The 25,703-nt window shown below is 42.5% G+C and carries 25 protein-coding genes; 21 read left to right on the top strand and 4 right to left on the bottom strand.

Going from position 1 to position 25,703, the window contains the following annotated elements:
* Positions 1-33 precede the first annotated feature (33 nt).
* The 14 genes from nuoC (at position 34) to AC07E5_RS08620 (ending at position 15,588) form a co-directional block, all read left to right on the top strand.
* Complete coding sequence (gene nuoC, locus AC07E5_RS08685; protein ID WP_004975450.1) at positions 34-1,821, top strand: NADH-quinone oxidoreductase subunit C/D; 1,788 nt, start codon at positions 34-36, stop codon at positions 1,819-1,821.
* 14 nt (positions 1,822-1,835) lie between these two features.
* The gene (gene nuoE / locus AC07E5_RS08680; RefSeq protein ID WP_004975451.1) at positions 1,836-2,345 is read left to right on the top strand and encodes an NADH-quinone oxidoreductase subunit NuoE; all 510 of its coding nucleotides are present in this window, start codon (positions 1,836-1,838) and stop codon (positions 2,343-2,345) included.
* Complete coding sequence (gene nuoF / locus AC07E5_RS08675) at positions 2,342-3,679, top strand: NADH-quinone oxidoreductase subunit NuoF (protein ID WP_004975453.1); 1,338 nt, start codon at positions 2,342-2,344, stop codon at positions 3,677-3,679. Before nuoE ends, nuoF begins: the two co-directional genes overlap by 4 nt.
* An 11-nt stretch (positions 3,680-3,690) precedes the next feature.
* The gene (nuoG, locus tag AC07E5_RS08670; RefSeq protein ID WP_317097541.1) at positions 3,691-6,375 is read left to right on the top strand and encodes an NADH-quinone oxidoreductase subunit NuoG; all 2,685 of its coding nucleotides are present in this window, start codon (positions 3,691-3,693) and stop codon (positions 6,373-6,375) included.
* A 3-nt stretch (positions 6,376-6,378) separates the two neighbouring features.
* Complete coding sequence (nuoH, locus tag AC07E5_RS08665; protein WP_004975457.1) at positions 6,379-7,398, top strand: NADH-quinone oxidoreductase subunit NuoH; 1,020 nt, start codon at positions 6,379-6,381, stop codon at positions 7,396-7,398.
* An 18-nt stretch (positions 7,399-7,416) separates the two neighbouring features.
* A complete protein-coding gene (gene nuoI / locus AC07E5_RS08660) occupies positions 7,417-7,959 on the top strand; it encodes an NADH-quinone oxidoreductase subunit NuoI (RefSeq protein ID WP_004975460.1) in 543 nt (180 codons plus the stop codon).
* On the top strand, positions 7,959-8,477 hold the full coding sequence (gene nuoJ, locus AC07E5_RS08655) for an NADH-quinone oxidoreductase subunit J (protein WP_171062597.1): 519 nt from the start codon (positions 7,959-7,961) through the stop codon (positions 8,475-8,477). Before nuoI ends, nuoJ begins: the two co-directional genes overlap by 1 nt.
* Positions 8,477-8,785: an NADH-quinone oxidoreductase subunit NuoK gene (gene nuoK, locus AC07E5_RS08650; protein WP_004975463.1), complete on the top strand. Its 309-nt coding sequence runs from the start codon at positions 8,477-8,479 to the stop codon at positions 8,783-8,785. Before nuoJ ends, nuoK begins: the two co-directional genes overlap by 1 nt.
* Positions 8,782-10,677 carry an NADH-quinone oxidoreductase subunit L gene (nuoL, locus tag AC07E5_RS08645; protein ID WP_498625248.1) on the top strand — a complete coding sequence of 632 codons (1,896 nt, stop codon included), beginning with the start codon at positions 8,782-8,784 and terminating at the stop codon, positions 10,675-10,677. Before nuoK ends, nuoL begins: the two co-directional genes overlap by 4 nt.
* Before the next feature lies 1 nt (position 10,678).
* Positions 10,679-12,292 (top strand): NADH-quinone oxidoreductase subunit M, encoded by a 1,614-nt coding sequence (gene nuoM, locus AC07E5_RS08640; protein ID WP_498625247.1) that lies wholly within the window; start codon positions 10,679-10,681, stop codon positions 12,290-12,292.
* A gap of 3 nt (positions 12,293-12,295) precedes the next feature.
* Entirely contained in the window at positions 12,296-13,789 is a 1,494-nt protein-coding gene (nuoN, locus tag AC07E5_RS08635) for an NADH-quinone oxidoreductase subunit NuoN (RefSeq protein WP_498625246.1), read from the top strand.
* Positions 13,790-13,915: 126 nt separating this feature from the next.
* Positions 13,916-14,551 carry a uracil phosphoribosyltransferase gene (gene upp / locus AC07E5_RS08630; protein ID WP_004975475.1) on the top strand — a complete coding sequence of 212 codons (636 nt, stop codon included), beginning with the start codon at positions 13,916-13,918 and terminating at the stop codon, positions 14,549-14,551.
* An 81-nt stretch (positions 14,552-14,632) separates the two neighbouring features.
* The gene (locus tag AC07E5_RS08625; RefSeq protein ID WP_004975478.1) at positions 14,633-14,926 is read left to right on the top strand and encodes a cold-shock protein; all 294 of its coding nucleotides are present in this window, start codon (positions 14,633-14,635) and stop codon (positions 14,924-14,926) included.
* Between the two features lie 86 nt (positions 14,927-15,012).
* On the top strand, positions 15,013-15,588 hold the full coding sequence (locus tag AC07E5_RS08620; protein WP_230245209.1) for a cold shock domain-containing protein: 576 nt from the start codon (positions 15,013-15,015) through the stop codon (positions 15,586-15,588).
* 38 nt (positions 15,589-15,626) lie between these two features.
* Here AC07E5_RS08620 and gigC read toward each other — a convergent pair whose 3' ends face one another.
* On the bottom strand, positions 15,627-16,508 hold the full coding sequence (gene gigC, locus AC07E5_RS08615) for a LysR family transcriptional regulator GigC (RefSeq protein ID WP_019837525.1): 882 nt from the start codon (positions 16,506-16,508) through the stop codon (positions 15,627-15,629).
* An 85-nt stretch (positions 16,509-16,593) separates the two neighbouring features.
* Here gigC and AC07E5_RS08610 point away from each other — a divergent pair, with 85 nt between their 5' ends.
* Positions 16,594-17,355: a ferredoxin--NADP reductase gene (locus tag AC07E5_RS08610; RefSeq protein ID WP_253132217.1), complete on the top strand. Its 762-nt coding sequence runs from the start codon at positions 16,594-16,596 to the stop codon at positions 17,353-17,355.
* Between the two features lie 4 nt (positions 17,356-17,359).
* Entirely contained in the window at positions 17,360-17,920 is a 561-nt protein-coding gene (locus AC07E5_RS08605) for a hypothetical protein (RefSeq protein ID WP_498625242.1), read from the top strand.
* 238 nt (positions 17,921-18,158) lie between these two features.
* Here the strand turns inward: AC07E5_RS08605 and AC07E5_RS08600 are convergent, their stop codons facing one another.
* Entirely contained in the window at positions 18,159-18,581 is a 423-nt protein-coding gene (locus AC07E5_RS08600; protein ID WP_004975486.1) for a hypothetical protein, read from the bottom strand.
* A gap of 201 nt (positions 18,582-18,782) precedes the next feature.
* Here AC07E5_RS08600 and AC07E5_RS08595 point away from each other — a divergent pair, with 201 nt between their 5' ends.
* The 4 genes from AC07E5_RS08595 to AC07E5_RS08580 all read left to right on the top strand — a co-directional run bounded on the left by AC07E5_RS08595 (position 18,783) and on the right by AC07E5_RS08580 (position 21,640).
* Complete coding sequence (locus AC07E5_RS08595) at positions 18,783-19,061, top strand: hypothetical protein (RefSeq protein ID WP_004975487.1); 279 nt, start codon at positions 18,783-18,785, stop codon at positions 19,059-19,061.
* A 254-nt stretch (positions 19,062-19,315) separates the two neighbouring features.
* On the top strand, positions 19,316-21,037 hold the full coding sequence (locus AC07E5_RS08590) for a mechanosensitive ion channel (RefSeq protein WP_253132221.1): 1,722 nt from the start codon (positions 19,316-19,318) through the stop codon (positions 21,035-21,037).
* A gap of 95 nt (positions 21,038-21,132) precedes the next feature.
* On the top strand, positions 21,133-21,303 hold the full coding sequence (locus tag AC07E5_RS08585) for a hypothetical protein (protein WP_178868287.1): 171 nt from the start codon (positions 21,133-21,135) through the stop codon (positions 21,301-21,303).
* Between the two features lie 169 nt (positions 21,304-21,472).
* On the top strand, positions 21,473-21,640 hold the full coding sequence (locus AC07E5_RS08580; RefSeq protein WP_004975492.1) for a hypothetical protein: 168 nt from the start codon (positions 21,473-21,475) through the stop codon (positions 21,638-21,640).
* A 183-nt stretch (positions 21,641-21,823) separates the two neighbouring features.
* On the opposite strand, the gene AC07E5_RS08575 is transcribed toward AC07E5_RS08580, so the two are convergent.
* Both AC07E5_RS08575 and AC07E5_RS08570 read right to left on the bottom strand, forming a co-directional pair.
* Positions 21,824-23,026 (bottom strand): BaiN/RdsA family NAD(P)/FAD-dependent oxidoreductase, encoded by a 1,203-nt coding sequence (locus tag AC07E5_RS08575; protein WP_180079851.1) that lies wholly within the window; start codon positions 23,024-23,026, stop codon positions 21,824-21,826.
* A gap of 618 nt (positions 23,027-23,644) precedes the next feature.
* Positions 23,645-24,517: a 1-aminocyclopropane-1-carboxylate deaminase/D-cysteine desulfhydrase gene (locus AC07E5_RS08570; protein ID WP_026438340.1), complete on the bottom strand. Its 873-nt coding sequence runs from the start codon at positions 24,515-24,517 to the stop codon at positions 23,645-23,647.
* A 392-nt stretch (positions 24,518-24,909) separates the two neighbouring features.
* Here AC07E5_RS08570 and AC07E5_RS08565 point away from each other — a divergent pair, with 392 nt between their 5' ends.
* Positions 24,910-25,533, top strand: coding sequence for a LysE family translocator (locus tag AC07E5_RS08565; protein ID WP_253116234.1), 624 nt, complete (start codon positions 24,910-24,912; stop codon positions 25,531-25,533).
* The last annotated feature ends 170 nt before the right edge of the window (positions 25,534-25,703 follow it).

Here is a 25,703-nt window from a genome sequence, read left to right as displayed (position 1 = left end):
GACTGAATTTGTATTAAATAGGAAGCCAAGCCAATGGCTGAAACTGACATTGCTATGCCAGAATCAACAGCAGTTGATTCACGCCCAGCATTTGCAATTGTAGAAGAGCTCAAAACCAAATTTGGTGAGAACTTCTATGTGCAAACGACTTTTGAAGATTTTCCAACAGTCTGGGTTGAGCGCGCACGTGTACAAGAAGTTTTAATGTTCTTGCGTACAGTGTCACGTCCATACGTGATGTTGTTCGACTTGTCTGCGGTAGATGAGCGTTTGCGTACTCACCGCGATGGTCTACCTGCGTCTGACTTTACTGTGTTCTATCACTTGTTATCGCTAGAGCGTAACACGGACATTCGTATTAAAGTTGCGTTGAATGAGAGTGATCTCAATATTCCAACAGCAACCAACATTTGGCCAAATGCCAACTGGTACGAGCGTGAAGCTTACGATATGTTTGGTATCAACTTCGAAGGGCATCCAATGCTTCGTCGTATCTTGTTGCCAACATATTGGGAAGGTCATCCGTTACGCAAAGAGTATTCTGCACGTGCAACGGAATATACACCGTATATGCAGAACCAAGCCAAACAAGACTTCGAGCAAGAACACCTTCGCTTTGTGCCTGAAGATTGGGGCTTAAAGCGCGGTAATAAAGACGAAGACTTCATGTTCCTGAACTTGGGTCCTAACCACCCATCTGCGCACGGTGCGTTCCGTGTAATTTTGCAGTTGGATGGTGAAGAAGTGAAAGACTGTGTGCCAGATATCGGCTATCACCACCGTGGTGTGGAAAAGATGGCTGAGCGTCAAACTTGGCATTCATTCATTCCTTATACAGACCGTGTGGACTACTTGGGTGGTTGTGCGCAAAACATGCCGTATGTCATGGGTGTGGAACAACTGGCAGGCATTACTGTGCCAGACCGCGCACAATGTATCCGTGTCATGATGTCGGAATTGTTCCGTATCAATAACCACTTATTGTTCATTGGTACTGCAATTCAGGATGCGGGCGGTATGACCCCTGTATTCTATATGTTCGCAGACCGTCAAAAAATCTACGATGCGATTGAAGCTATTACGGGTTACCGTATGCATCCAGCATGGTTCCGTATCGGTGGTACCGCACACGACTTACCAAACAACTGGCAACACCTGATTCGTGAAATCTTAGAGTGGATGCCAAAACGTATGAACGAATACTACACTGCGGCATTACGCAACTCGGTATTCATGGGTCGTACGCAAGGCGTAGCGCAGTATGATGCGAAATCTGCCTTGGCTTGGGGTGTGACAGGTACTGGTTTACGTGCAACAGGTATCGACTTTGACGTGCGTAAATACCGTCCATACAGTGGTTATGAAAACTATGACTTCGAAGTACCTGTAGAGTACGAAGGCGATGCTTACGCTCGTGTACTGGTTCACTTCCGTGAAATCGAAGAGTCATTGAAAATCATCAAACAATGTCTAGATAACATGCCATCTGGTCCATATAAAGCAGACCATCCATTGGCTGTTCCACCACCAAAAGACAAGACATTACAAGATATTGAAACCCTGATTACGCACTTCTTAAGCGTGTCTTGGGGTCCTGTAATGCCTGCTGGTGAAGCATCTGTAATGGCAGAAGTGGTGAAAGGTGCATCGAATTACTACTTGACTTCAGATAAGTCAACGATGAGTTACCGTACCCGTATTCGTACACCAACTTTCACGCATTTACAGCAAATGCCTTCTGTGATTAACGGCAGTCTGGTATCTGACTTAATCATTTATTTAGCGACCATTGACGTCGTAATGGCAGACGTGGATCGCTAAGGGGTAAACGCATTATGATGATTTTGACTGATAAAAAGCCACGTGTGAATGTTGAAGGGATTTTGACTGCGGAAGAAATCCATGAAATTGAACATCACATTGGTCATTATCCGTACCCACGTGCAGCATCTTTAGATGCCTTGAAGTGTGTACAGCGCCGTAATGGCTGGGTAGATGATGCGCAGTTAAATGCGATTGCACAGCTTCTAACCATCAGCGTTGCTGATTTAGAAGGTGTTGCAACATTCTATAACCGTATTTATCGCCAGCCTGTAGGTCGTCACGTGATTTTATTGTGTGACTCGATTGCATGCTTCCTGATGGGTGCAGAAACACTGGCAGAAGCATTCCAGCGTGAATTAGGCATTCAGTTTGGTCAAACGACTGCAGATGGTCGTTTCACGTTATTGCCAATTTGCTGTTTAGGAAATTGCGATAAGGGCCCAACCTTGATGATTGATGAAGATACTCACGGTTTAGTTGAGGTGACATCGGTGCAACAGTTATTGGAGAAGTATGTATGAATACCGAACCAAGACCAATTTATGGTGACGGTAACCCAGAAACGCATCCATTAACTTGGCGTTTAAGCAAGCAAGAGCACGTGCGTAATGCAGATGATTACGAAGCACTAGAAGGCTATGCAGGCTTTAAGAAAGCGATTTCTATGCCGCCTAAAGATGTGCTTGAAGTCATTAAAGCTGCGACAGTAAAAGGTCGTGGTGGTGCAGGCTTCCCAGCAGGGATCAAATGGTCACTGATGGCGCCAAACGACAATTCAGGTCCACGTTACCTGATTTGTAATGCCGATGAGATGGAACCGGGTACTTTCAAAGACCGTTTGTTGATGGAAAAACTTCCACACCAACTGATTGAAGGTATGCTGATTGCTGCGTACACGCTTGAAGCTACCCACGGCTATATCTTTATTCGTGGCGAATACATCGAAGCTGCACAGTACTTAAATGAAGCGATTGAGCAAATTCGTGCCAAAGGTTATTTGGGCGAAAACATTTTAGGTACTAACTGGGGCTTTGAGCTATACGTGCATACAGGCGCAGGTCGTTATATCTGTGGTGAAGAAACCGCATTGATTAACTCGCTTGAAGGTCGCCGTGCAAACCCACGTACTAAACCACCATTCCCGCAAGTTGCAGGGGCATGGGGTCGTCCAACGATTGTCAACAACGTAGAAACCTATAACAACTTACCTGCAATCATGTTACGTGGTGCAGAGTGGTATATCGGTTTATCTGCAGGCAAATCGAAAGATCCTGGCACAAAAATTTACGGTGCGTCAGGTAAAGTGAAATTCCCTGGCCTATGGGAACTTCCATTTGGTACGACTGCACGTGAAGTGATTGAAGACTATGCGGGTGGCATGCGTGATGGCTTGAAGCTAAAAGCATGGTTACCAGGTGGTGCATCTACTGACTTCTTGGCAGCAGAACACATTGACTTGCCAATGGATGCAGAAAGCATCATGAAGGCAGGTTCACGTTTAGGTACGTGTTTGCTTATGGTGGTCGATGAAACCCAGTGTATGGTTTCTGCAACCCGTAACTTAGAAGAATTCTTTGCGCGCGAATCATGTGGTTTCTGTACCCCATGTCGTGATGGTTTACCGTGGGCTGTAAAAGCACTCAAAGCAATTGAAAATGGCGAAGGGAAAGAAGAAGACATTCAACATCTTCAAGAACTCACCAAAAAATTGTGGATTGGTAAGACCTTCTGTGCTCACGCACCAGGTGCGATGGAGCCATTAATGGGCGCACTCAAATATTTCCGTGGCGAGTTTGAAGCAAAAGTGGCAAATAGCCGTCCTGCTGCTCAAGCTAGCAACGTAGAACAAGCTTAAGGAATTCGACTATGGCTACAATTCATGTCGATGGAAAATCGTACGAAGTCAATGGCTCGGAAAACTTGCTGCAAGCATGTTTGAGCCTTGGGATCGACATTCCGTACTTTTGTTGGCATCCATCCTTAGGTTCTGTCGGTTCTTGCCGTCAATGTGCCGTGACCCAATATGCGAACCCTGAAGATACTCGTGGTCGCTTGGTGATGTCATGTATGACACCTGCTGCTGACAATACCTATATCTCGATTGAAGACAAGGAAGCAACTGAGTTCCGTGCTTCAATTGTAGAGTTCTTGATGACCAACCACCCACACGACTGTCCAGTCTGTGAAGAAGGTGGTCACTGTCATTTACAAGATATGACTGTAATGACACAGCACGATCGTCGTCGTTACCGCTTTACTAAACGTACTCACTATAACCAAGAGCTTGGTTCGTTCATCGCGCATGAAATGAACCGTTGTATCGCGTGTTATCGTTGCGTGCGTTACTACAAAGACTATGCAGGCGGTACAGACTTTGGTGTCTATGCCAACGCATCACGTGTTTACTTTGGTCGTCCTGAATCGGGTACTTTGGAATCTGAATTCTCAGGTAACTTGACTGAAGTCTGTCCAACAGGTGTATTCACCGACAAAACTCACTCTGCGCGTTATAACCGTAAGTGGGACATGCAGTATGCGCCTAGCGTATGCCAAGGCTGTTCTTCAGGTTGTAACATCTCTCCAGGTGAGCGTTATGGCGAATTGCGTCGTGTAGAAAACCGCTTTAACGGTGAAGTCAACCAATACTTCCTATGCGATAAAGGTCGATTCGGTACAGGTTATGTGAACCGTGAAGATCGTCCACGTCAGCCTCAGTTCCGTAACGGTGCGAGCGTAGAAACCGTTTCTGTAGATGCTGCACTTGATACGATTATTGCCAAAGTTCAAGGCAAAAAAGTTTTGGGTATTGGTTCACCGCGTGCATCGCTTGAATCAAACTTTGCTTTGCGTGAGTTGGTTGGCCAAGACAACTACTCAACAGGTTTATCGCAAAAAGAGCAAAACTTGGTTGAACTTGCAGCTTCAATCATGCAAACCGAAGGGATTTACAACCCGGGTATGCGTGAAATTGAAGACTACGATGCTGTGTTAATTTTGGGTGAAGATTTAACCCAAACTGCACCACGTATGGCGTTGTCTGTTCGTCAAGCGGCGAAAAACAAAGCCAAAGAAATGGCGGCAGAGCGTCGTACGCCAGATTGGTTGGCTGAACCTGTGCAACGTATTGCGCAAGATGCAAAATCACCAATTTACATTTTGGCTGCAACGCAAACTCGTTTAGCTGATGTCGCAACAGGTGAAGTGGTTGCTTCTCCAAATGATATCGCACGTTTAGGTTTTGCTATTGCTGCTGCGGTTGCAGGTGACGTGATCACAGGTTTAGATGACGATGCGAAAGCATTTGCACAAACCATTGCTGACACGTTAAAAGCTGCGAAAAAACCATTGGTGATTTCAGGTACAAGCTTACTAGACGCTGCCATTATGGAAGCGGCTGCACAAGTGGCACAAAACTTGGGTGAAAACGCAGGTTTAAGCTTAACTGTGCCAGAAGTGAACTCAATGGGCTTGGCTATTTTTGGTGGTCAAAGCTTAGAGCAAGCATTTGCGCAAGATTACGATGCTGTGATTGTGGTTGAAAATGACTTATATCGTCGTTTACCTGCAGTACAAGTCGATGCAGCTTTAGCGAAAGCACAAGATGTCATCGTGCTAGATCATGCTGAAACCGCAACTGTGCAAAAAGCCAATATCGTACTTTCTGCAGCAAGCTTCGCGGAAGGTGATGGTACGGTGGTGAGTCAGGAAGGTCGTGCACAACGCTTCTTCCAAGTTTATGACCCAAGCTACTACAAACCTGAATTGGCGATTAAAGAATCTTGGCGCTGGTTACACGCACTTGAAACAGGCTTAAAAGGCAAAGCAATTGCTTGGACTGTTTTAGATGACGTGATTGAATCTGTAGTGAAGAATGTTCCAGCACTTGAAGCAATTCAAGATGTTGCACCAGATGCAGGTTTCCGTGTACATGGCTTAAAAGTTGCGCGTGAACCACGTCGTTACTCAGGTCGTACCGCTATGCGTGCACCGTTATCCATTCACGAACCAAAACAACCTGTCGATGTAGATTCAGCATTAACTTTCTCTATGGAAGGTTATGTTGGTAACCAAACACCATCGGCACTTGTACCATTTGCATGGTCTGCAGGTTGGAACTCACCACAAGCTTGGAACAAATTCCAAGACAATGTGGGCGGTCACTTAAAAGGTGGTGATTCAGGCATTCGTTTATTCGATCGCTTAGCAAAACGTCCTGCACGTAGCTATGTGGCACCAGCACCTGTGCTAGCTAATCCTGAAAGCTTCCGTTTAATTCCAATGCATCACATTTTTGCATCGGGTGAATTTACGGTGAAAACACCTGCAATGGAAACGCGTATTCCTGAAGCTGTATTTGCTGTAGGCACTCAAGATGCGCAGCGTTTGAATGTACAAGATGGTCAAACAATTACCGTACAAGCAGGTGAAACGTCTATCGTACTGCCAGTACAAGTGATTGAATATTTACCTACAGGTTATATTGGCTACCCAATTGGTCTTGCACCAACGGTATCTCTTGCAGAGCCTGTTTCAGTCGCGGTAGGAGTGTAATTCATGCAACAAGAATTAATCCGTCAGACGCCGCTGTGGGCTGAGAATTGGCCAATTGCCTATTCAGTCATTCAAGCGATTGTCATCTTACTGGTTGTAGTATTGATTGCTGCGCTCATGTCTTTTATTGAGCGTCGTTTACTGGGCTTATGGCAAGACCGTTATGGTCCGAACCGTGTAGGTCCAGGTGGTATGTTCCAGATTGTAGCCGACATGCTTAAAATCATGTTCAAAGAAGACTGGACACCTAAATTTGCCGACAAACTAACCTTCCGTATGGCACCAGCAGTTGCAATGGCAACTGCGGTACTGTCGTTCATGGTTATTCCTGTATCACCTTATTTAGGTGTTGCAGACATGAGCATTGGCCTGTTGTTCTTTATGGCAATGGCTGGTATTGCAGTCTATGCGGTGTTATTTGGTGGTTGGTCATCAAACAACAAATACGCATTGCTTGGTGGTCTACGTTCAGCAGCTCAAACCATTTCGTATGAAGTGTTCTTGGGTATTTCACTTATGGGTGTGGTTGCAATTGCAGGCTCATTCAACATGCGTGAAATTGTTGAAGCGCAACGTGATGTTTGGTTTGTGATTCCACAATTCTTAGGTTTCTTGATTTTCGTGGTTGCTGGTGTTGCGGTAACACACCGTCACCCATTTGACCAACCAGAAGCAGAACAAGAATTGGCAGAAGGTTATCACGTAGAATATGGCGGTATGAAATGGGGTATGTTCTTCGTTGCAGAATATGTCAACGTGGTACTGATCTCTGCGCTTATCGTGACTTTATTCTTCGGTGGATGGCTTGCGCCGTTTAACCTTGAAATTCCATTCATTCCAGCAGCTTTCTGGTTCATTATCAAAACAGCATTCTTTGTAATGATGTTTGTCTTGGCACGTGGTTCTTTAATGCGTCCACGTTATGACCAAGTGATGAACTTTGGTTGGAAAATTTGCTTGCCATTGGCGCTTGTTAACCTTTTGGTAACTGGTGCTGTGATTCTTATGAATCATTCGGCCTAAGACAGCAGGGAGAACAATATGTTTAAGTTTCTAGCTGGGTTTGGGTCAATTGTACGTTCACTGTGGATGGTTTTCTCACACGTGACACGTAAACGTGACACCATTTTGTATCCGGAAGTACCAGCCGAAGAAATTGTACCTCCACGCTTCCGTGGTCGTATTGTGTTAACACGCGATCCAGATGGCGAAGAGCGTTGTGTAGCATGTAACCTCTGTGCAGTTGCTTGTCCAGTAGGTTGTATTTCACTGCAAAAAGCAGAACAGGAAGATGGTCGTTGGTACCCAGAGTTTTTCCGTATCAACTTCTCACGCTGTATTTTCTGCGGTATGTGTGAAGAAGCATGCCCAACGACTGCAATTCAGTTAACACCTGACTTCGAGTTAGGTGAATATGTGCGTCAAGACTTGGTGTATGAGAAAGAACACTTACTCATTTCAGGTCCTGGTAAATATCCTGACTACAACTTCTACCGTGTAACGGGTATGGCTGTTACAGGTAAAGACAAAGGTCAAGCGCAACGTGAAAGCGCACCTATTGATGTACGGAGTCTATTACCATGATGTGGCCGTTTTACTTGATGGCACTCGTGGCCATTGTTTCTACGGTTCGTGTAGTGACTAACGCGAACCCAGTACATGCTTTATTAAGCTTGATCGTGTCATTACTTGCGGTTGCAGGCATGTTCATGATCGTGGGTGCACCATTTGCTGGTGCCTTGGAAATCATTGTTTATGCGGGTGCGATCATGGTCTTGTTCGTATTCGTGGTGATGATGCTCAACCTTGGTCAGCAAACTGTTGAGCAAGAGCGTAAATGGTTGACTTCATCAACTTGGGCATACCCAGCTTTGATGAGCTTCCTAATTGGTTTGGTTTTAGTGTGGTCATTAAGCTCAGACTACACTGCACCAAGCGCGCTTATGGGCACCGAAATGGTGGGTCCAAAAGCAGTGGGTCAAGCACTCTTTACTCAGTACTTATTGTTGGTTGAAGTTGCCGCAATGTTATTACTTGCAGCTTTGGTTGCAGGCTTCCACATCGGTAAACGTGAACCAAGTGCAGAAGAGGAAAAAGAATAATGGGCAACATCCCTTTAGAACATGGTTTGATTGTCGCGACCATTCTTTTTGCACTCGGTTTTTACGGTGTGATGGTGCGACGCAACCTACTATTTATTTTAATGGGCCTTGAAATCATGATGAACGCTGCGGCATTGGCGTTTGTCTTGGCTGGTAGTGCATGGGTACAACCAGATGGTCAGATCATGTTTATCTTGATCTTGACACTTGCTGCGGCAGAGGCGTGTATCGGTCTTGCGATCGTCCTTCAGTTCTATCATCGCTTCCATCATTTGGATGTGGATGCTGCTAGTGAGATGCGCGGATGAGTTATTTATATCTAACAGTATTGTTTCCGCTCATTGGTTTTATCCTTTTAGCGGCAGGGCGTAACAACTTACCTGAAAAAGTTGCTGCGATTATTGGCGTAGGTTCAGTGGGTCTGTCTGCATTATTTGCGCTAATTGCAGGCATGGACTTTGTGAACAACGGTTCGGTTGCAACGACTCAACATTTATGGTCTTGGTTCAATGTGGGTGGTTTTGCACCTGCGTTTAGCTTGCACTTAGACGGTTTATCTTTGCTCATGCTGGGCATGATTACAGGCGTGGGTTTCTTAATTCACATCTTTGCATCATGGTATATGCGTGGTGAAGAAGACTTTGCACGTTTCTTCTCTTACTTCAACTTGTTCGTTGCGAGCATGTTGTTGTTGGTACTTGGCGATAACTTGGCGTTATTGTTCCTAGGTTGGGAAGGTGTAGGTTTGTGCTCTTACTTGCTGATTGGTTATTACTACCAAAACCCTGCAAACGGTTTTGCAGCAATCAAAGCATTTACCGTAACACGTGTGGGTGACGTTTTCCTACTGATCGCGTTGTTCTTGTTGTATCAACAATTTGGTACGTTGAACACACAATACATCGTAGAAAATGCAGCCAATGTAATGACTCAAAGCTCGTCGATCACCATTTGGACAGCGTTAATGTTGTTCTTGGGTGCTGCGGGTAAATCTGCACAAATTCCGTTGCAAACTTGGTTAGCCGATGCGATGGCAGGTCCTACACCTGTATCTGCATTAATCCACGCTGCAACCATGGTAACTGCGGGTGTTTACTTATGCTGCCGTATGTTCAGCGTATTTGAACTTGCACCTGAAGTGATGTTATTCATTTCAATTACAGGTGCTGTGACCTTGCTAGTTGCTGGTTTTGCAGCATTGGTTCAAACCGACATCAAACGTATTTTGGCTTACTCAACTATGAGTCAGCTGGGTTATATGTTTATGGCAGTTGGTGCAGAAGCATACCAAGCGGGTCTATTCCACATGTTAACTCACGCATTCTTCAAGGCATTATTATTCTTGTCTTCTGGTGCGGTGATTTTGGCTTACCATCACGAACAAAACATTTTCAAAATGGGTGGCTTGTTCTACAAGAACAAATTCCTGTTTGCATGTTTCGCGATTGGTGGCGGTGCATTGGCAGCGATTCCATTCTTGACCATTGGTTTCTTCTCAAAAGACGCTATTTTGGCAGCAGTTTGGACGCAAAGTCATATCGCAGGTATTCCGCTATATAACACCTTATATTGGGTGGGTGTAGCAGGTGCATTCTTAACGTCAATTTATACATTCCGCTTAATTTGGGTTGTATTCTTTGGTAAAGAAAACACACCGTATCACGAGATCAAAGGCGCAACTTACTGGTTCCCATTGGCAGTGCTTGCAGCACTTTCAACTGGTTTAGCGATTGTATTAAAAGCGCCAGTGATGAGCATTCTTGATGCTGCAAAAATCCCAGCATTTGTGATTCCTGAAGCATTAGAAGCAGGTGCACATGGTGCAGAGTATGTTGCAATTGGCGTGGCTTTGGCTGGTTTAGCTGTAGGCGTGGTGTTATTTGCCTTTGCTTACAACGCTGTAAAAGGTTTCGCGCAAACTTCATTGGGTGCGGGTCTTGCCAATATTTGCCGTAATGCACTTGGTTTCGATGCGTTGTATGACATCGTATTTGTAAAACCATACTTGCTGATTGCCAAACTATTAGGTCGTGATCCAGTGGATGGTATGTGGTTAGTACTGCCTGCACTGGTGAAAGGTGGTCATAGCTTCACAAGTTCACGTCAAACTGGTTCATTACGTGAGTACGCATCGAGTATGGCACTTGGTGTGGTGGTCTTACTAATGATCTTGATCGTGATTCAGGTCGTGGGGAAATAAGATGGATACTCCAAACAATTTAATTCTACCCGCGCTGATCCTTGTTCCGTTCATTGCAGGTTTTATTTGCTGGTTGGTCGATAAACTCGACGATAAATTACCGCGTTATATTGCTTTAGTGGGCATGCTCGTTACTTTGGGCTTAACTGTCGCATTGTGGCAAGGTGCTAGCTATAACTATGAATTAGGCGCTCAAGTTCCAACTTGGTCGGCTGAATTTATGCTGCCTTGGATTCAAACCCTAGGCATCAACATTCACTTAGCGTTGGATGGCTTATCTTTACTCATGGTGGGTTTAACTGCATTACTGGGTATTTTAGCGGTAGGCTGTTCATTTGGTGAGATTCAAAAGAACGTCGGTTTCTTCCACCTTAACCTTTTATGGTCTTTGGGTGGGGTAATTGGCGTATTCCTTGCGATTGACTTGTTCCTGTTCTTCTTCTTCTGGGAGATGATGCTTGTACCAATCTACTTCCTGATTGCGTTATGGGGTCATAAAGGTTCAAATGGTCGTTCACGTGTTTACGCTGCAACCAAATTCTTTATCTACACGCAAGTTGCTGGTTTAATCATGTTGATTGGTATCTTAGGTCTAGTGATCTATGGATACATGATGTCAGGTACTATTTCATTCAACTACAACTATTTATTGGCTGTAGCGAATACACTTGACGCACAATTACCAGCAGTCGCTTATGCCTTCATGATCTGTTTATTCATCGGTTTTGCGGTAAAACTTCCAGTTTTCCCATTACACGGTTGGTTACCAGATGCACACGCACAAGCGCCTACAGCGGGTTCTGTCGACCTTGCAGGTATTTTGATTAAAACTGCGGCATACGGTTTATTACGTTTCGTGATTCCATTCTTCCCAGCGGCTTCTGCTCAGTTTGCAGACATCGCCATTATTTTGGGTTTAATTGGTGTGTTCTACGGCGCGTGGTGTGCTTTCCAGCAAACCGATATGAAGCGTTTACTTGCCTATACCTCAATTTCGCACATGGGCTTCGTATTACTTGCAATTTATGCAGGTAATATCCTGACTTACCAAGGCTTAATGATCATGATGTTGGCACATGGCTTGTCATCTGCTGCATTGTTCATTATGTGTGGTCAAATTTACGAGCGCGTACATACACGTGACATGCGTTTAATGGGCGGTATTCGTGGTCAATTCCAATACCTTTCATTCTTCCTGATGTTCTTTGTGGCAGCGTTAGTTGGTATTCCTGGTTTAGGTAACTTTATTGGTGAATTCCTGATTTTAATGGGTTCATTTGAACAGTTCCCAGCCTTCACAATTATTGCGGCAATCAGTTTAGTTTTTGCAGGTGTTTACGGTTTAATCCTGATTCACAAAGCCTTATTTGGTGTACCAAATGAAGAGCAAAAACAACACTATGCAAATCCGTTAAAAGATTTAAATGCACGTGAAGTTGTGATTCTTTCAATTTGTGCGCTGGGTCTAGTATGGCTTGGTCTGTATCCACAAACCTTCCTTGATATTTCAAATTCAAGTATGGCGTGGTTAGCAAATAGCTACATCCCAGTTCAAGAAGTAGTTGAAGTTACACAAGAAGTAACAGCTCAACTCGAAAATGTGGAGATCCAATAAGCCATGAACTTCACAATGTCATTTTCTGAGCTTATGCCTTTAGCTCCTGTGATGATCGTGGCTTTAACTGCGATTATCGTGATGATCCTTACTGCAATTAAGCGTAACCATAACTTAATTGCTACAGCATCAGTGGTGGGCTTGAACCTCGCTGCTGCTTACCTTTTACTCATGATGTTTGGCGGGAATTTTGCTCCTGCCAGCGTGATGGGCATGTTTATGATTGATCCGTTCACCTTGTTATATCAACTGGTGATTCTGATCGCTGCATTGGCATGTTCTACTTTGTCACATGCGTATATTGAAACGTATAAAGACAACCGCGAAGAACTCTACATCTTAATGTTGTGTTCAGTGGCGGGCGCTATGTTGATGGTGTCAAGTTCGCACTATGCATCGTTCTTCATTAGCCTTGAATTAATGTCAATTCCTTTGTATGGCTTATTGGCATATACCCACCAGCGTTCTAAATCTTTAGAAGCGGGCGTGAAGTACTTGGTATTGTCTGCAACTGCATCAGCAATGTTGCTTATGGGTATGGCGTACATTTATGCGTACACAGGTTCATTGTCGTTCTATGACTCTGTTCAAGCATTAATGCAAAACATCCAACAGCCATTGGTGATTTTAGGTCTAGGCTTAATTGTCTTTGCTGTGGCATTTAAACTGTCTTTGGCACCATTCCACAAATGGACACCAGACGTTTATGACGGTGCGCCTGCACCAATCGCAACCTTCCTTGCGACTGCAGCGAAAGTAGCAACCATTGGTTTGTTCGTGCGTTACATTTTGGGTTCAGGTGCAATCCTGATCGACTCGATTGTGACCATCTTGACCATTATTGCCGTGCTTTCAATTTTGGTAGGTAACTTCCTTGCTGTACGTCAAGTGAACTTGAAACGTATTTTGGCTTACTCATCAATTGCACACTTTGGTTATTTGTTGATTGGTTTAATCAGCATGACTTATGCAAGCTTGGGTAATGTCAGCGTTTATGTGATTACCTATGTCTTGACGACTATTGGTGCGTTCGGTGCGGTGGCATTAATGTCTAGCCCATACAACAACGTAGCAGAAGCAGAAAGCTTGGCTGACTACCGTGGTTTGTTCTGGCGTCGTCCAGTATTGACTGCTGTATTAACCGTGATGATGCTTTCTCTTGCAGGTATTCCATTAACTGCAGGCTTCATTGGTAAGTTCTTGGTGGTGATGGCTGCGGTAACGACTCAGCACTGGTTCTTAGCTGCGATGATCATCGTGGGTTCAGGTATTGGTTTGTACTACTACTTGCGCGTTATGGTGGTGATGTATATGACACCGCCAGACGAACCAAAAATGGATGCTGTCGATCATTGGGGTCAAAAAGTGGGCGGTATTATGGTATTGGCTGCAGCTTTAGCGGTATTGGTGATTGGTGTTTATCCAGACCCAATTATCAAAATTGCACTTGAAGCTGAAATTTTGTCACCCATCCATTTCATGCTGTCACAGCAATAATTTGAAAGAAGTTTAACTTTCAGTCAAAAAGCCTTCATAAATTGAGGGCTTTTTGGTTTATATACACAATAAAAACAGCATATAATAAAAGGATATTTGCTTTTCTTTCCTTTTAGGTGTTCTCCCGTGGCTATTCATGAAATCCGTCATCCACTTATTCGTCATAAATTGGGGTTATTACGTCGTGCAGACATCAGCACCAAAAACTTCCGTGAATTGGCACAAGAAGTCACCATGTTGCTGACTTATGAAGCGACCAAAGATTTGCCTATGGTCGAGCACGAAATTGCGGGTTGGAATGGTGCAGTCACTGTAGACCGTATTGCGGGTAAAAAAATTACGGTTGTGCCTATTTTACGTGCAGGTATTGGCATGTTAGATGGTTTCTTAAACTTGATTCCAAGTGCCAAAGTGTCTGTACTTGGCTTGGAACGTGATGAAGAAACTTTAGAAGCGCGTACGTACTACAAAAAATTAGTACCAGATGTACAAAACCGTATTGCGATGATTATTGACCCTATGCTTGCCACAGGTTCATCTTTAGTGGCAGCGATTGATTTGCTCAAAGCCAGTGGTTGTAAAGACATTCGTGTGATGGTTTTGGTTGCAGCGCCAGAAGGCATTCAACGTGTAGAAGCCGCGCATCCAGATGTGGTGATCTTTACTGCATCGGTAGATGAAGGTTTAAACCAAGATGGTTATATTGTGCCTGGCTTGGGTGATGCAGGCGATAAAATTTTTGGTTCAGTGCAAAAAGATTAAGCCGAATGTCGGTGAAAAAGAGGCATTAACTGCCTCTTTTTTATATACTCATATAAAGTGCAGCTCGTAAAAGGTTAAGCCATGAAATCTGAACAATATCAAGGGAAAATCAAACAATATAATGCCGAAAAAGGCTATGGATTTATTGCCGCACCTGAAGGTGAAGTGTTTTTCCATATCTCGGATTTTCCTGCGGCTGAAGGCGAGCCAAAGCGCAATGATCGCGTTAAATTTAATGTGGTTCAAAATGGTGATCGTTATAAAGCCATTAATATTGAACCTGTAGAAGATAAATCCAAAAAAGCAAAAAAAGCCAAAGCGGTTGCTGCGAATACGTCGATTACGTCTGCATTGTTATCAAACTTAAAGCGTTAGTTTTAAATGTTTTCATGCACAGAAAAGAGGCATTCTCGCCTCTTTTTTTGTACAATAATCAAAAATTAACGTGAAAAGAGTAATTTATGTTTTTAGAAGGGAAAATAAAAACTTATAACGAAGAACGAGGCTTTGGTTTTATTCAAATAGAAGGAGAGCCAAAAGATTTGTTTTTTCATATTAAAGATTTTCCCAATAAAAATATTCCACTAAAAGTGGGAGAAAATCTAAAATTTCGTAAAGTAGAAGAAAATGGCAAGTTCAAAGCAGATAATATTGTCCGTCTAGATATTAAGGTTGCAGTCGAAAGGCATACACCTCAATCAAGGGCAATTCATACGACAAAGCAGAATCATAAAAGACAGCAGAAGTCTGAAAATAACTCATCCAATTTTGTTACTTATATTGGTATATTGATTATATTCGGCTTGGCTTATGCAGTATTTAATAAGTACCAAGCTTGGCAAAATAGTCAGCCTGAAGCTTTATCAGTACAAAAAGTAGTAGAAGTTCCAGTTGTCGAACAGAACTTTACTTGTGATGGGCGTGAGCACTGTAGTCAAATGACGTCTTACGAAGAAGCGTTATTCTTTATACGAAATTGTCCAAATACTAAAATGGACGGTGATGGTGACGGCATACCATGTGAGAGTCAGTTTTAATTGTTAAAAAAGAGTACCTTGATTGGTACTCCTATGAATTATTTCGCGTCGCAAAATTTCATAAATGCCCTTAAACCAGGCCCTTGGTATTTCTGACGATGCACCAACATGAATAACGGGCGCGTCAGTTGCCAGAAAGGTGTATCCAAAATTACCAATTGACCTTTTTCTAGTAAAGGTTCAATCGCCAATCGTGAAATACACGACATACCAATTCCACCTGCGACAATTTTTAAAATCGCTTCGTTATGACCCAAAGTTAAACGAATATTGGCATCAGGCAGGTCTTTTAAAATTGCATTGTCAAACACTTCACGGGTACCTGAACCTTCTTCACGTAAAATCCACTCGGCGTCTTCAAAATCTGCGATACTTAAAGCACGGTTTAACTGCGCTAAAGGATGACTTGGTGCACAGCACACTGCAAGTTCATCATCACGCCAATGAATACATTGGAGTTGGGGTAAGTGACAAGAGCCTTCTATCAAGGCTAAATCTAGCTGAAACTGATTCACAGCTTCAATCATTTGGCGGGTATTGCCCACTTGTAATTGTAAATGCGCCTGTGGTTGAATTTGCAAAAAGTCTGCCATTAAATCAGGCATCAAATAGTCACTAATGGTGAGAGTTGCGCCTAAACGCAAATCGATGCTTTGCAGCTCACCTTTAGCGGCTTGCTCAAATGCTTCACAACGCCCCAAAATTTCTAAGGCTTGTGGCAATAAAAAACGACCTAAATCGTTCAGCTGTAGGCGCTTACCCAAACGGTCAAACAGTGGAGCGCCTAAGCCATCTTCCAAATCTGCTAAGGCCATGCTTGCAGCACTTTGGGTGAGTTTAACGGCATCACTGGCTTTGGTTACTGTCCCTTCTTGGGCAACTGCTACAAAAACCGCCAACTGGCGTAAAGTCATGCGCATGAATCAAGCCTTAACATTTAAAAAATATTCATAAATTACCCCAACATGCTAACATGAGCACAGTCTTTCATGCCACGCTCAAATCATGTCAATTGAAAAATTTACTTTAGAAAAAGTGCTTTCGGTTCATCGTTGGACCAACACCTTGTTTAGCTTCACCATGACCCGACCTGCGCATTTTAAATTTACCGCAGGGCAGTTTGCACGTATCGGGTTAAAAGTGGGCGATGAATTGGTAGTACGTGCTTATTCGGTGGTGTCATCACCCTTTGATGAAACTTTAGAGTTTTTCTCGATTGTCGTGCCAGATGGTGCATTTACTTCTAACTTGCAGCACCTTCAAGTGGGCGATGAGCTGTACTTGGAAAAAATCCCTTATGGTTTTTTGACCTTGGCGCGTTATCAGTTGCCTGCGCCACACGATTTATGGTTGTTGGCCACAGGTACAGGTCTTGCACCGTTTTTATCCATGCTGCAAGATTTTGAAACGTGGACAAAATATCAATATATTTATTTGGTTTATAGCGTGCGTACCGAAGCTGAATTGGCTTATGTCGATAAAATTCACGAGATTGCCGAAACTTTTGGCGAAGGGCATTCGGGCTTTAAATTTATCCCAATTATCACCCGTGACCCTCAAGCTGCTTTGCATGATCGTTTACCTGTATTAATTGCTAATGGCGAATTGGAACAGGCTGCAGGCAGTGTACTCAACCCTGAAACCAGCCATGTGATGTTATGCGGTAACCCTGCCATGGTCGATGACACCAAAGAAGCCTTAAAAGCGCGTGGTTTAAGCATGAACCGCCGCGGGGAAGGTAATATTGCAGTTGAAAATTATTGGTGAGGATGTGATACAACTATTCAAATATCAACTGTTCAAATATATAGCCAGCGCAGGGCTGATGTTTATAGTCGCACAAACCGTACAGGCTGAAACGGTGGAAACTCAGGTTGCTGTGCAAGATCACGTACTCATTTATGATGGGCCACTTAGCCCTGAAGCCAACGCACGTGCAGCGGAATTACTTAAACAGTCAGATAAAATTGATACCTTAAAAATCAACAGTCGGGGTGGCGAGATCGGCTTAGGTATTGATTTGGGCAATTTGGTCTTTGACCATCAACTTAATGTAGAAGTTGCGCAGTATTGCTTTTCTTCTTGTGCCAATTATGTGTTTCCTACGGGCAAAGTAAAATATTTAAACTTGCGTAGTCAGTTGGGTTGGCATGGTGGCAGTTTGCAAAAAATGCAATTTGAAAGTGCCGAAATGGAACAAATGTATAATGAATATATTGGCCCAATCCGTGCAAAGGAAACCGCTTTTTTTCAGAAAATTAAAGTTCAGCAAAGCTCAACCATTGCAGGGCAGACTCCTGAATATGAAAAATATCAAGCGCTATACATCTAACAAAATGCGAAGTTTTGGCATAGATCAGGTGCGTTTTAAGCAGGTTTTGTGGCTGCCTAAATCGAGTTTTGAAAATAAATGTATTTTCACAATTCGCTAAAAATTGGTTGTTGAGGTGATCTTCACCATTCATATAAAAACCTCATCTACAACGCTGCAGATGAGGTTTTTGCTTGGTGCGATTCAATTTTGAAAGCAACTTTTGAACGCAATGCTTGAAAGTGACTCTTCAAAGAAATTAGTGCACAAACATATCCATATATTCGCGGATTTCCTGAATCGCGCTATCGACATCGCTACTTAGCCAAGTCGGTTCAAAAAAACCTGCATAATGCTCTAAGCGCTCTTGAGGAACCACCAAACGCACAGGACATTCTTCTTCAAGTAAGCGCCACGGTAAAATTGGCACTTCATTATCCAGAAATGCAGCAATGTTGCGAATATCAATGATCATAGCATTTACACAATCTGGAAATGGCATGACCGAAAATTCTTCGGTACGACGACGGAAATATTCCAAATCGCCCCATTTGAGCAGATAGCTGGGCTTGCTAAATTCAATAATACCAATGAGATGCCCATCACGGGTATAGTGCAAGGCACATTGATGAGTGACGTCAGTGTCAAGATCAAGCGATACACTTTGTTGACGATACGCCATAAAGTTCAAAGTACACAAAAAAACGGTACGTGATTATAGCGCATTTCCCCGTGAGAGGCAGCTTTGTCGATATTGGGCAACATAGGTGGTACTTGAGGTATATTACATCTTTTCACCATCTTGCTATGTATTGTCACACAATAAGCGTGAGGAGCTTGTTAGTATGAAAATTCATCAGATAAATACATAAGTGAGGGGAACATGCCGCATGATTTCAATAAACCACCTCATGTAAACTCAGCTGAAGACATTAAGCGAAAAAAACGTATTCCAGTCTATATGCTTCTACTGGTGGGAATCTTTTTATTGGCATTGCTGATTTACATGATGGCGGATCGCAATCCGAGTCCGAGCGAAGCACCTCCTGGACATCCTAATCCAACCGTACAACAAGCAACGCCAAATAGCACGACAACGGGCACAGCTGGAGATGAAGCACGTGCAGAGGACAGCAATACTGCAACAGCAACAGATCGGTAGTTTAGCCTAAGCGTCAAAAAATCGTATTTACAAATTCAGCCTTGCCTAGATGCAGGGCTTTTTTGTGGATTTTCGCAAGGTTTATTATCCCTCCTTTGTAGAATTGTTGCGATTCTGCATCCCAAGGTTGAATAAAAAATATGCAAATTCTATGGTGAATAGAGCTTTACTCAATAATTTGAATCGATAAAAAGCAGTTTTGCGCTGTAGTGCAAACAAAAAAATGAAGCTAAACACCATGAGGATTAAATAAGATGAATGATTACTTAAATGACAACCTACATGGTAGAGGTTTTGAAGCCATGTATTATTGGGAGCAATTTCAGCCGATTCTGGCGGCTGTTGCAATATTGCTGATAGGATGGGTTGTGGCGTTACTCGTGGCTGGAGGGGTTAAAAAAGTCCTGCAAAAATTGGGTACGGATCATAAACTATCAAATGCAACGGGGCATCGTTCAAATATTGAACTGATTGTGTCACGTGTCGTGTTTTGGGTGATTTTAATTATTGCGGTCATTGGTGCGCTGAATGTGTTGAATCTGACCAGTGTCAGTGGGCCATTCAGTAATATGATTCAGCAGTTCTTATTGTTTATTCCTTCTTTACTGGCTGCTGTTGCTGTTGGTTTTATTGGTTGGATTTTGGCAAATCTGGTTAAAGTGGGGATGCAAAAACTGTTGGCACGTACTCAGTTGGATGAAAAACTCAGTGCCGATGTCGGTGTGAGTGGTTTAAGTCAAAATATCAGTGAAATTGTTTATTGGCTGATTTTATTGCTGTTCTTGCCAATTGTGCTGTCAATTTTAGGCTTAAACGGTCTGTTGTTCCCTGTGCAAAACATGGTGAATGAAGTTGTGCTGTATTTACCGAACATCTTCATTGCAGGCGTGATTGTTTTTGTCGGATACATTCTGGCAAAAATTGTTCGTGGCATTGTCGAAGGTTTATTAGGCAGCCTGAATATTCAACAGCATGCTGAAAAAGTTGGCATTTTTAAAAATTCAAATTTACCTAAATTACTCGGTTCGTTTGTTTTCGCCTTGGTGATCATCACAGCCTTGATTATTGGTTTTGAGGCACTTGGAATTGAAGCCATTTCGCAGCCTGCGACAGCCATGCTGTATGAAATTATGAATGCGATCCCGCATATTATTGCGGCAGGTCTGATTCTTATTTTGGCTTATGTGGTGTCGCGTTTTGTAGCCAATATTGTGGTGGAAGTGGTTGCAGGTACAGGAGTCGATGATATTCCTGCCAAACTCGACTTACAGCGCTTTTTAGGTACGACTAAAATTTCATGTGTAGTCGGTTATCTGATTGTATTCTTTACCATGCTATTTGCGGTATCTGAAGCGGCGAACCGTTTGGGCTTTGATCAAGTCAGCGGCTTGATTGCCATGTTTATCCAGTTTGGTGCAGATATCCTGTTGGGTGCTGTCATTTTGGTGGTGGGTTTCTGGCTCGCGAATTTGGTCGCCAAAGTGGTACAGCGCGGTGAATATAACAGCTCACGTTGGTTGGCAAACTTAGTCCGTATTTTAATTATGGGCTTGGTGGTTGCCATGGGCTTACGCGCGATGGGTATTGCAGACTCGATTGTGAACTTGGCTTTTGGTTTAACCCTCGGTTCTGTTGCAGTGGCTTTCGCACTTGCCTTTGGTTTAGGTGGTCGTCAACCTGCAGAGCGTGTGTTAACTGATTTGATTGATAAAGCTAAACGTGAGGCAAATCAACCGAATCCTTTGCACAAGACAGAAACGGCAACGTCAGCATCAAGTGTGATGACACCTATTGTATCTGAGCAGCCGCAAGCGTCTGTAAGTGATGTGACTACAACACCTGAAGCGGCAACTGATCATGCAGTGCCAGATACGTTAAGGGTTGATCCTGAACATCCACCAGTCAACAACCCATTTGGTTCGACAGGTGAGGCTGAACCAGATGTCGATGAACATCCAAAAAATGACCCGAAATAACCTGTTCAAATTTTGATTTGAATCGCTAAGATGATCGACCAATCACCGTATTGGTCGATTTCTTTTCGGTATTCATTAAAAAAGAGGAAACGATAATGTCCAAATCAGCACCTAATAAGTTTTTTGCCCCAATCGTGATTGCTGGCATCACCATCGGCTTTTTTGTTGCAGCCTATAAATTTGTTTTTGCCAAGCCAGAAGCCACCGCAAAACCAACTGAAAATGTTGAGAAAAATCATCCAAAAGAGGATAGACCAAGCTCTTAAATTATGTTAAAAATTAATCAACTTTGGCAGGAATGAGCCAAAGACTGATTTGGATAAATCAGATCAATAGCTTGGAAAGCTTGATGAGGGTTTAAGGGAAAAATAAAAAACTTGGGTTTTAACCAAGCTGAAATATTTGAGTCTTAAAATTCGCGCAAGGATGACAATAATGAGAGAAATCAATATGCTAAACAAATTACGTATCAGTTTAAAAGTTCAAGTGGCAAATTCGTTACCTATGCATCAACAAAATGCTGTGCTTAAAATGCAGCAAACTGAATCACGTTTGGCAAATACGCCAAAATTGGTATTATTTCGTACCGATTATTTAGAATAAAATAACAGGATTCACGTATTGCTAAGTCTTTATAGTACGTGACGGTGTTAAAGAAAAAGCCAGTTTAGAAAAAACTGGCTTTTGTCATTTTGCAATTTGATCGGCAAGATCAATATTATTCTGTTTAGACTAGAATCATTTTTATCACATTCATTTGTTTGCATGTTTCATCTAAAAGCAAACTTAAACATACTCCGATGCTGCATGTGCAGATGACCACGCCCATTGGAAATTATAGCCGCCCAAATGTCCCGTTACATCTAAAACTTCCCCAACAAAATACAAGCCTTTTTGTTTTTTACTTTCCATAGTTTTAGAGGAAACTTCTTGGGTATCGACTCCGCCTAAAGTGACTTCGGCAGTACGATAACCTTCTGTGCCTGATGGTTTGACTTCAAAGGCATTTAAACGTGCTGCAATCTGTTCTAGCTTTTCATCACTGATATTGCCAATTGCCGTTTCAGAGAGTGCAGGCCAAATCAGTTGCTGTAATTCAGCCACTACACTTTTTGGCAAATGTTCGCTGAGCAAGGTGCGCAGTAAAACTTTAGGACTGCTTTGCTTTTTATTTTTAAAAAAGTCATAGAGTTCTAAGTAAGGTAAAAAGTTAATTTTAAAACTTTGTCCGACATCCCAATAATTAGAAAGCTGTAAGGCACTCGGCCCACTCAAACCGCGATGGGTGAATAGCAATGCTTCGGTAAAACTAGTCAATGAATTTGATAAAGTCGCATCCACCGCATTACCGCTTAAACGTGTAGTGACTTCTTTAAAGCTGTCTGAGAAGGTAAAAGGCACTAAACCTGCACGGGTCGGGTAAACACGATGACCAAATTGTTTGGCAATTTCATAGCCAATTCCAGAGCCACCTAAAGTTGGAATAGATAAACCGCCAGTTGCTACGACCACAGCGCTTGCTTGGAAATAACCCAAAGTCGTTGCAATTTGAAAACCTTGATCATCTACCGCATTCACGGCTTTGACTTCACAATTGGTTTGAATATCGACCAATTTGGTTTTTTCACATTCGGCTAAGAGCATGGCTAAAATTTCTTTAGCGCCGTTTAAAGTGAATAATTGTCCGTGTTTGCGTTCTTCATATTCAATGCCGTATTCGCAGACTAAACCAATAAAATCCCAATTGGTATAACGGGTGAGTGCAGAAATGACAAAGTGTGGATTATGTGAAATATAATGGTTTGGCTCGACTTCTAAGTTGGTAAAGTTACATTTACCACCACCCGACATCAGAATTTTTTTGCCCACTTTATTGGCTTTTTCTAGCACCAATACTTTACGACCACGTTGTGCTGCCATGTAAGCAGTCATCAGCCCCGATGCACCCGCACCTAATACCAAAACATCATATTGATTTGCAGTTGCCATGTTGCACCGAGTGAAATATTAAAGCGCTTTATTATAGACTTTATCGTTTGTCCTTGCTGTTTTTTTGCATTTGAATTGTGGTTGAGATGTTTATCTTTTTTAATAAAACATGAGGAATTTATCATCAAATAGACCATCGTTGTGTTGCACTCAGTTCGTGTGTGTTGCATTAACCTATCTGTTAAGACTTGTCCTACAATATAATTTTAAAATGAATAAGCCTACAATTAAACTTTATCGTACCACCCATTTGTCTTCATATAACTGAGCGCATCAATCGAGGAAATATTGCCATTTGGTTGGATCCAGAACTAGGCATTAGTCTGCACAATCAAAAGGCAAAAGCGACGAAAACAAACAAACTTCGACGCAGCCATCAAATACTTTCTAATTAAATCCTTGAAGTTGGGTTGAAACTAAGATGCATTGCATCAAATGATCAGGAGATAAACTCAGCGCAAGTCGCTTTAATTGTCAAGTCAATGAAATGTTCGTACCTGTAGCAGTCCTCAACAGATTTACGCTATTAGGTCGAACACTTACCCAAGTTACGCCTTAAATTTGGCTGAATTCGGGGCGCTTTGCCTTTCAAATCTTTGTGCAAAAAAGCCTGTTGAATTAGGCAGGTGCAATATGCCTGCCTTGTAAACCACCACTATGAATGAGCAAAATATGTTCGCCTGTATTAAATTCGCCACGTTGTATCATGTGACTTAATCCAAACAACATTTTGCCTGTATAAATTTGCTCGAGTGGAATTGCATGTTCTTTTTCAAACGCTCGAATAAAGGCTAATAATTCAGGCGTGGTTTTGGCATAGCCACCACAGCAAAATTCTTCTGTAATTTGCCAATTTTTTTTGCTGGTAAGTTGTTGCACTTCCTGCGTTAAAAAATCTCCCTTTAATGCAGAAAAACCCAAAATTTGTTGATTTGGATGACTTGCTTCAATCAAGCCTGTAATTGTGCCACCTGTACCAACGGCACAACAAATCAGATTAAACTGATGTAAATCATCGGCATTTAAAATTTCCTGACACCCCTGAATTGCAAATGCGTTAGTGCCGCCCTCAGGTAAAATATAGGCATCGGGATATTCATGCTGTAAAAACTGTAAGAATTCGGGATGGTTTTTCTGTCGATACATTTCACGTGAAACGAATCGAAATTGCATCCCCATTTTATGAGCTAAAGCCAAAGTTGAGTTATAAGGGCGTTCTGCCAACTCTTCACCACGGATGATTGCTGTGCTTTTCCAACCAAACAGCTGAGCGGCAAAAGCGGTTGCAGCAATATGATTTGAATATGCGCCACCAAAAGTCAGAACGTGTTGATAACCCTGTGCTTGCGCAGCTAAAAAATTATATTTTAGTTTGTAAAACTTATTGCCCGAAATATAGGGATGAACTAAATCGAGGCGCTTTATCCATAGCTCACGACCATAAAAATCAATACGTTGTAAAGGAACTTCTTGGGCGATGTTATTGAACATACAGATCAGCAATAAGATTAAACACATCATTATAAATGGCACGGTACCAAACACAATGAAGTTACATTCTGAATGAATGCTATGCTCGAACGATATATTTAAGAATAGGAGAAAAAACATCTCATTCTTTTCTCATCAATGGTGTTCTGTAATGTTTGGTGTGATTTTGGATCTTTCTGGATGTGATGCCGTAAGTGTGCAAAAAAGCAAAATTAAAAAAATGGAATCCCGCGGCATCATTATGGTGAGCATGCCTATAATATGAACTTGATTATCAATTTCTTAGAGCATCTAGTAGGAAAAAGGGCAATAAATAATTTGATCAAATAGTACAACCATGCAGTAAAAATTGTAAAATAATAGAATCGATTTTGTTGTGTCGGGTGTTGGTTTTGGAATCCTTGCTTATATTAGGTTCAATTGCGGCAGCATTAATGCTAGGTGCAATGAGTCCTGGGCCTACCTTTATTTATGTGGCAAAAAATTCCATAGCCATTTCACGTAAGCATGGTTTATTTACGGCTTTAGGCACGGGTACGGGTGCCGCAATTTTTGGTTTATTGGCGGTAATGGGGTTGCAGGCTATTTTATTGGCAGTGCCTTCAGCATATTTTCTGCTTAAAATTTGTGGTGGTTTATATTTGTTGTTTTTGGCTTATAAAATTGTGAAGCATGCCAAAGCGCCTATTCAAACCAATCTTGCTGATGGGCAGCAAATGTCGCTTCGTCGTGCGTTTACCACAGGTTTAATTACGCAGTTATCTAACCCTAAAATTGCAATTGTCTTGGCGAGTATTTTTACGGCTTTATTGCCTAAAGAAATACCGAACTATTTTTATGTGGTACTGCCAATTCTGTGTTTTTTTATTGATGCAGGTTGGTGTTCATTGGTTGCAGTGGCTTTGTCTGCAGAAAAACCGCGTCAGGCTTATATTAAGTTTAAGGCTATTTTTGACCGTGCAGCAGGGGCAGTGATGACAGTGCTTGGGTTAAAGCTGATTTTTGGGATGAAGTGACTAATATATGTAGAGTGCCTTCATTCAAACCTTCTCCTAAAGGGCATAGGTATCTACACAATTTCCATGTTTTGCGTTAAATTGAAGAGCATGCTCTTCAATTTTAACATCTCTCGCTTAGATCAGCGCCTTGTCAAACGTTACAACAACCTTGTTCAGTTCAATATGAA

It is taken from the genome of Acinetobacter seohaensis (genome assembly GCF_056431365.1).
This window is presented reverse-complemented; position numbering and strand designations above follow the sequence as displayed.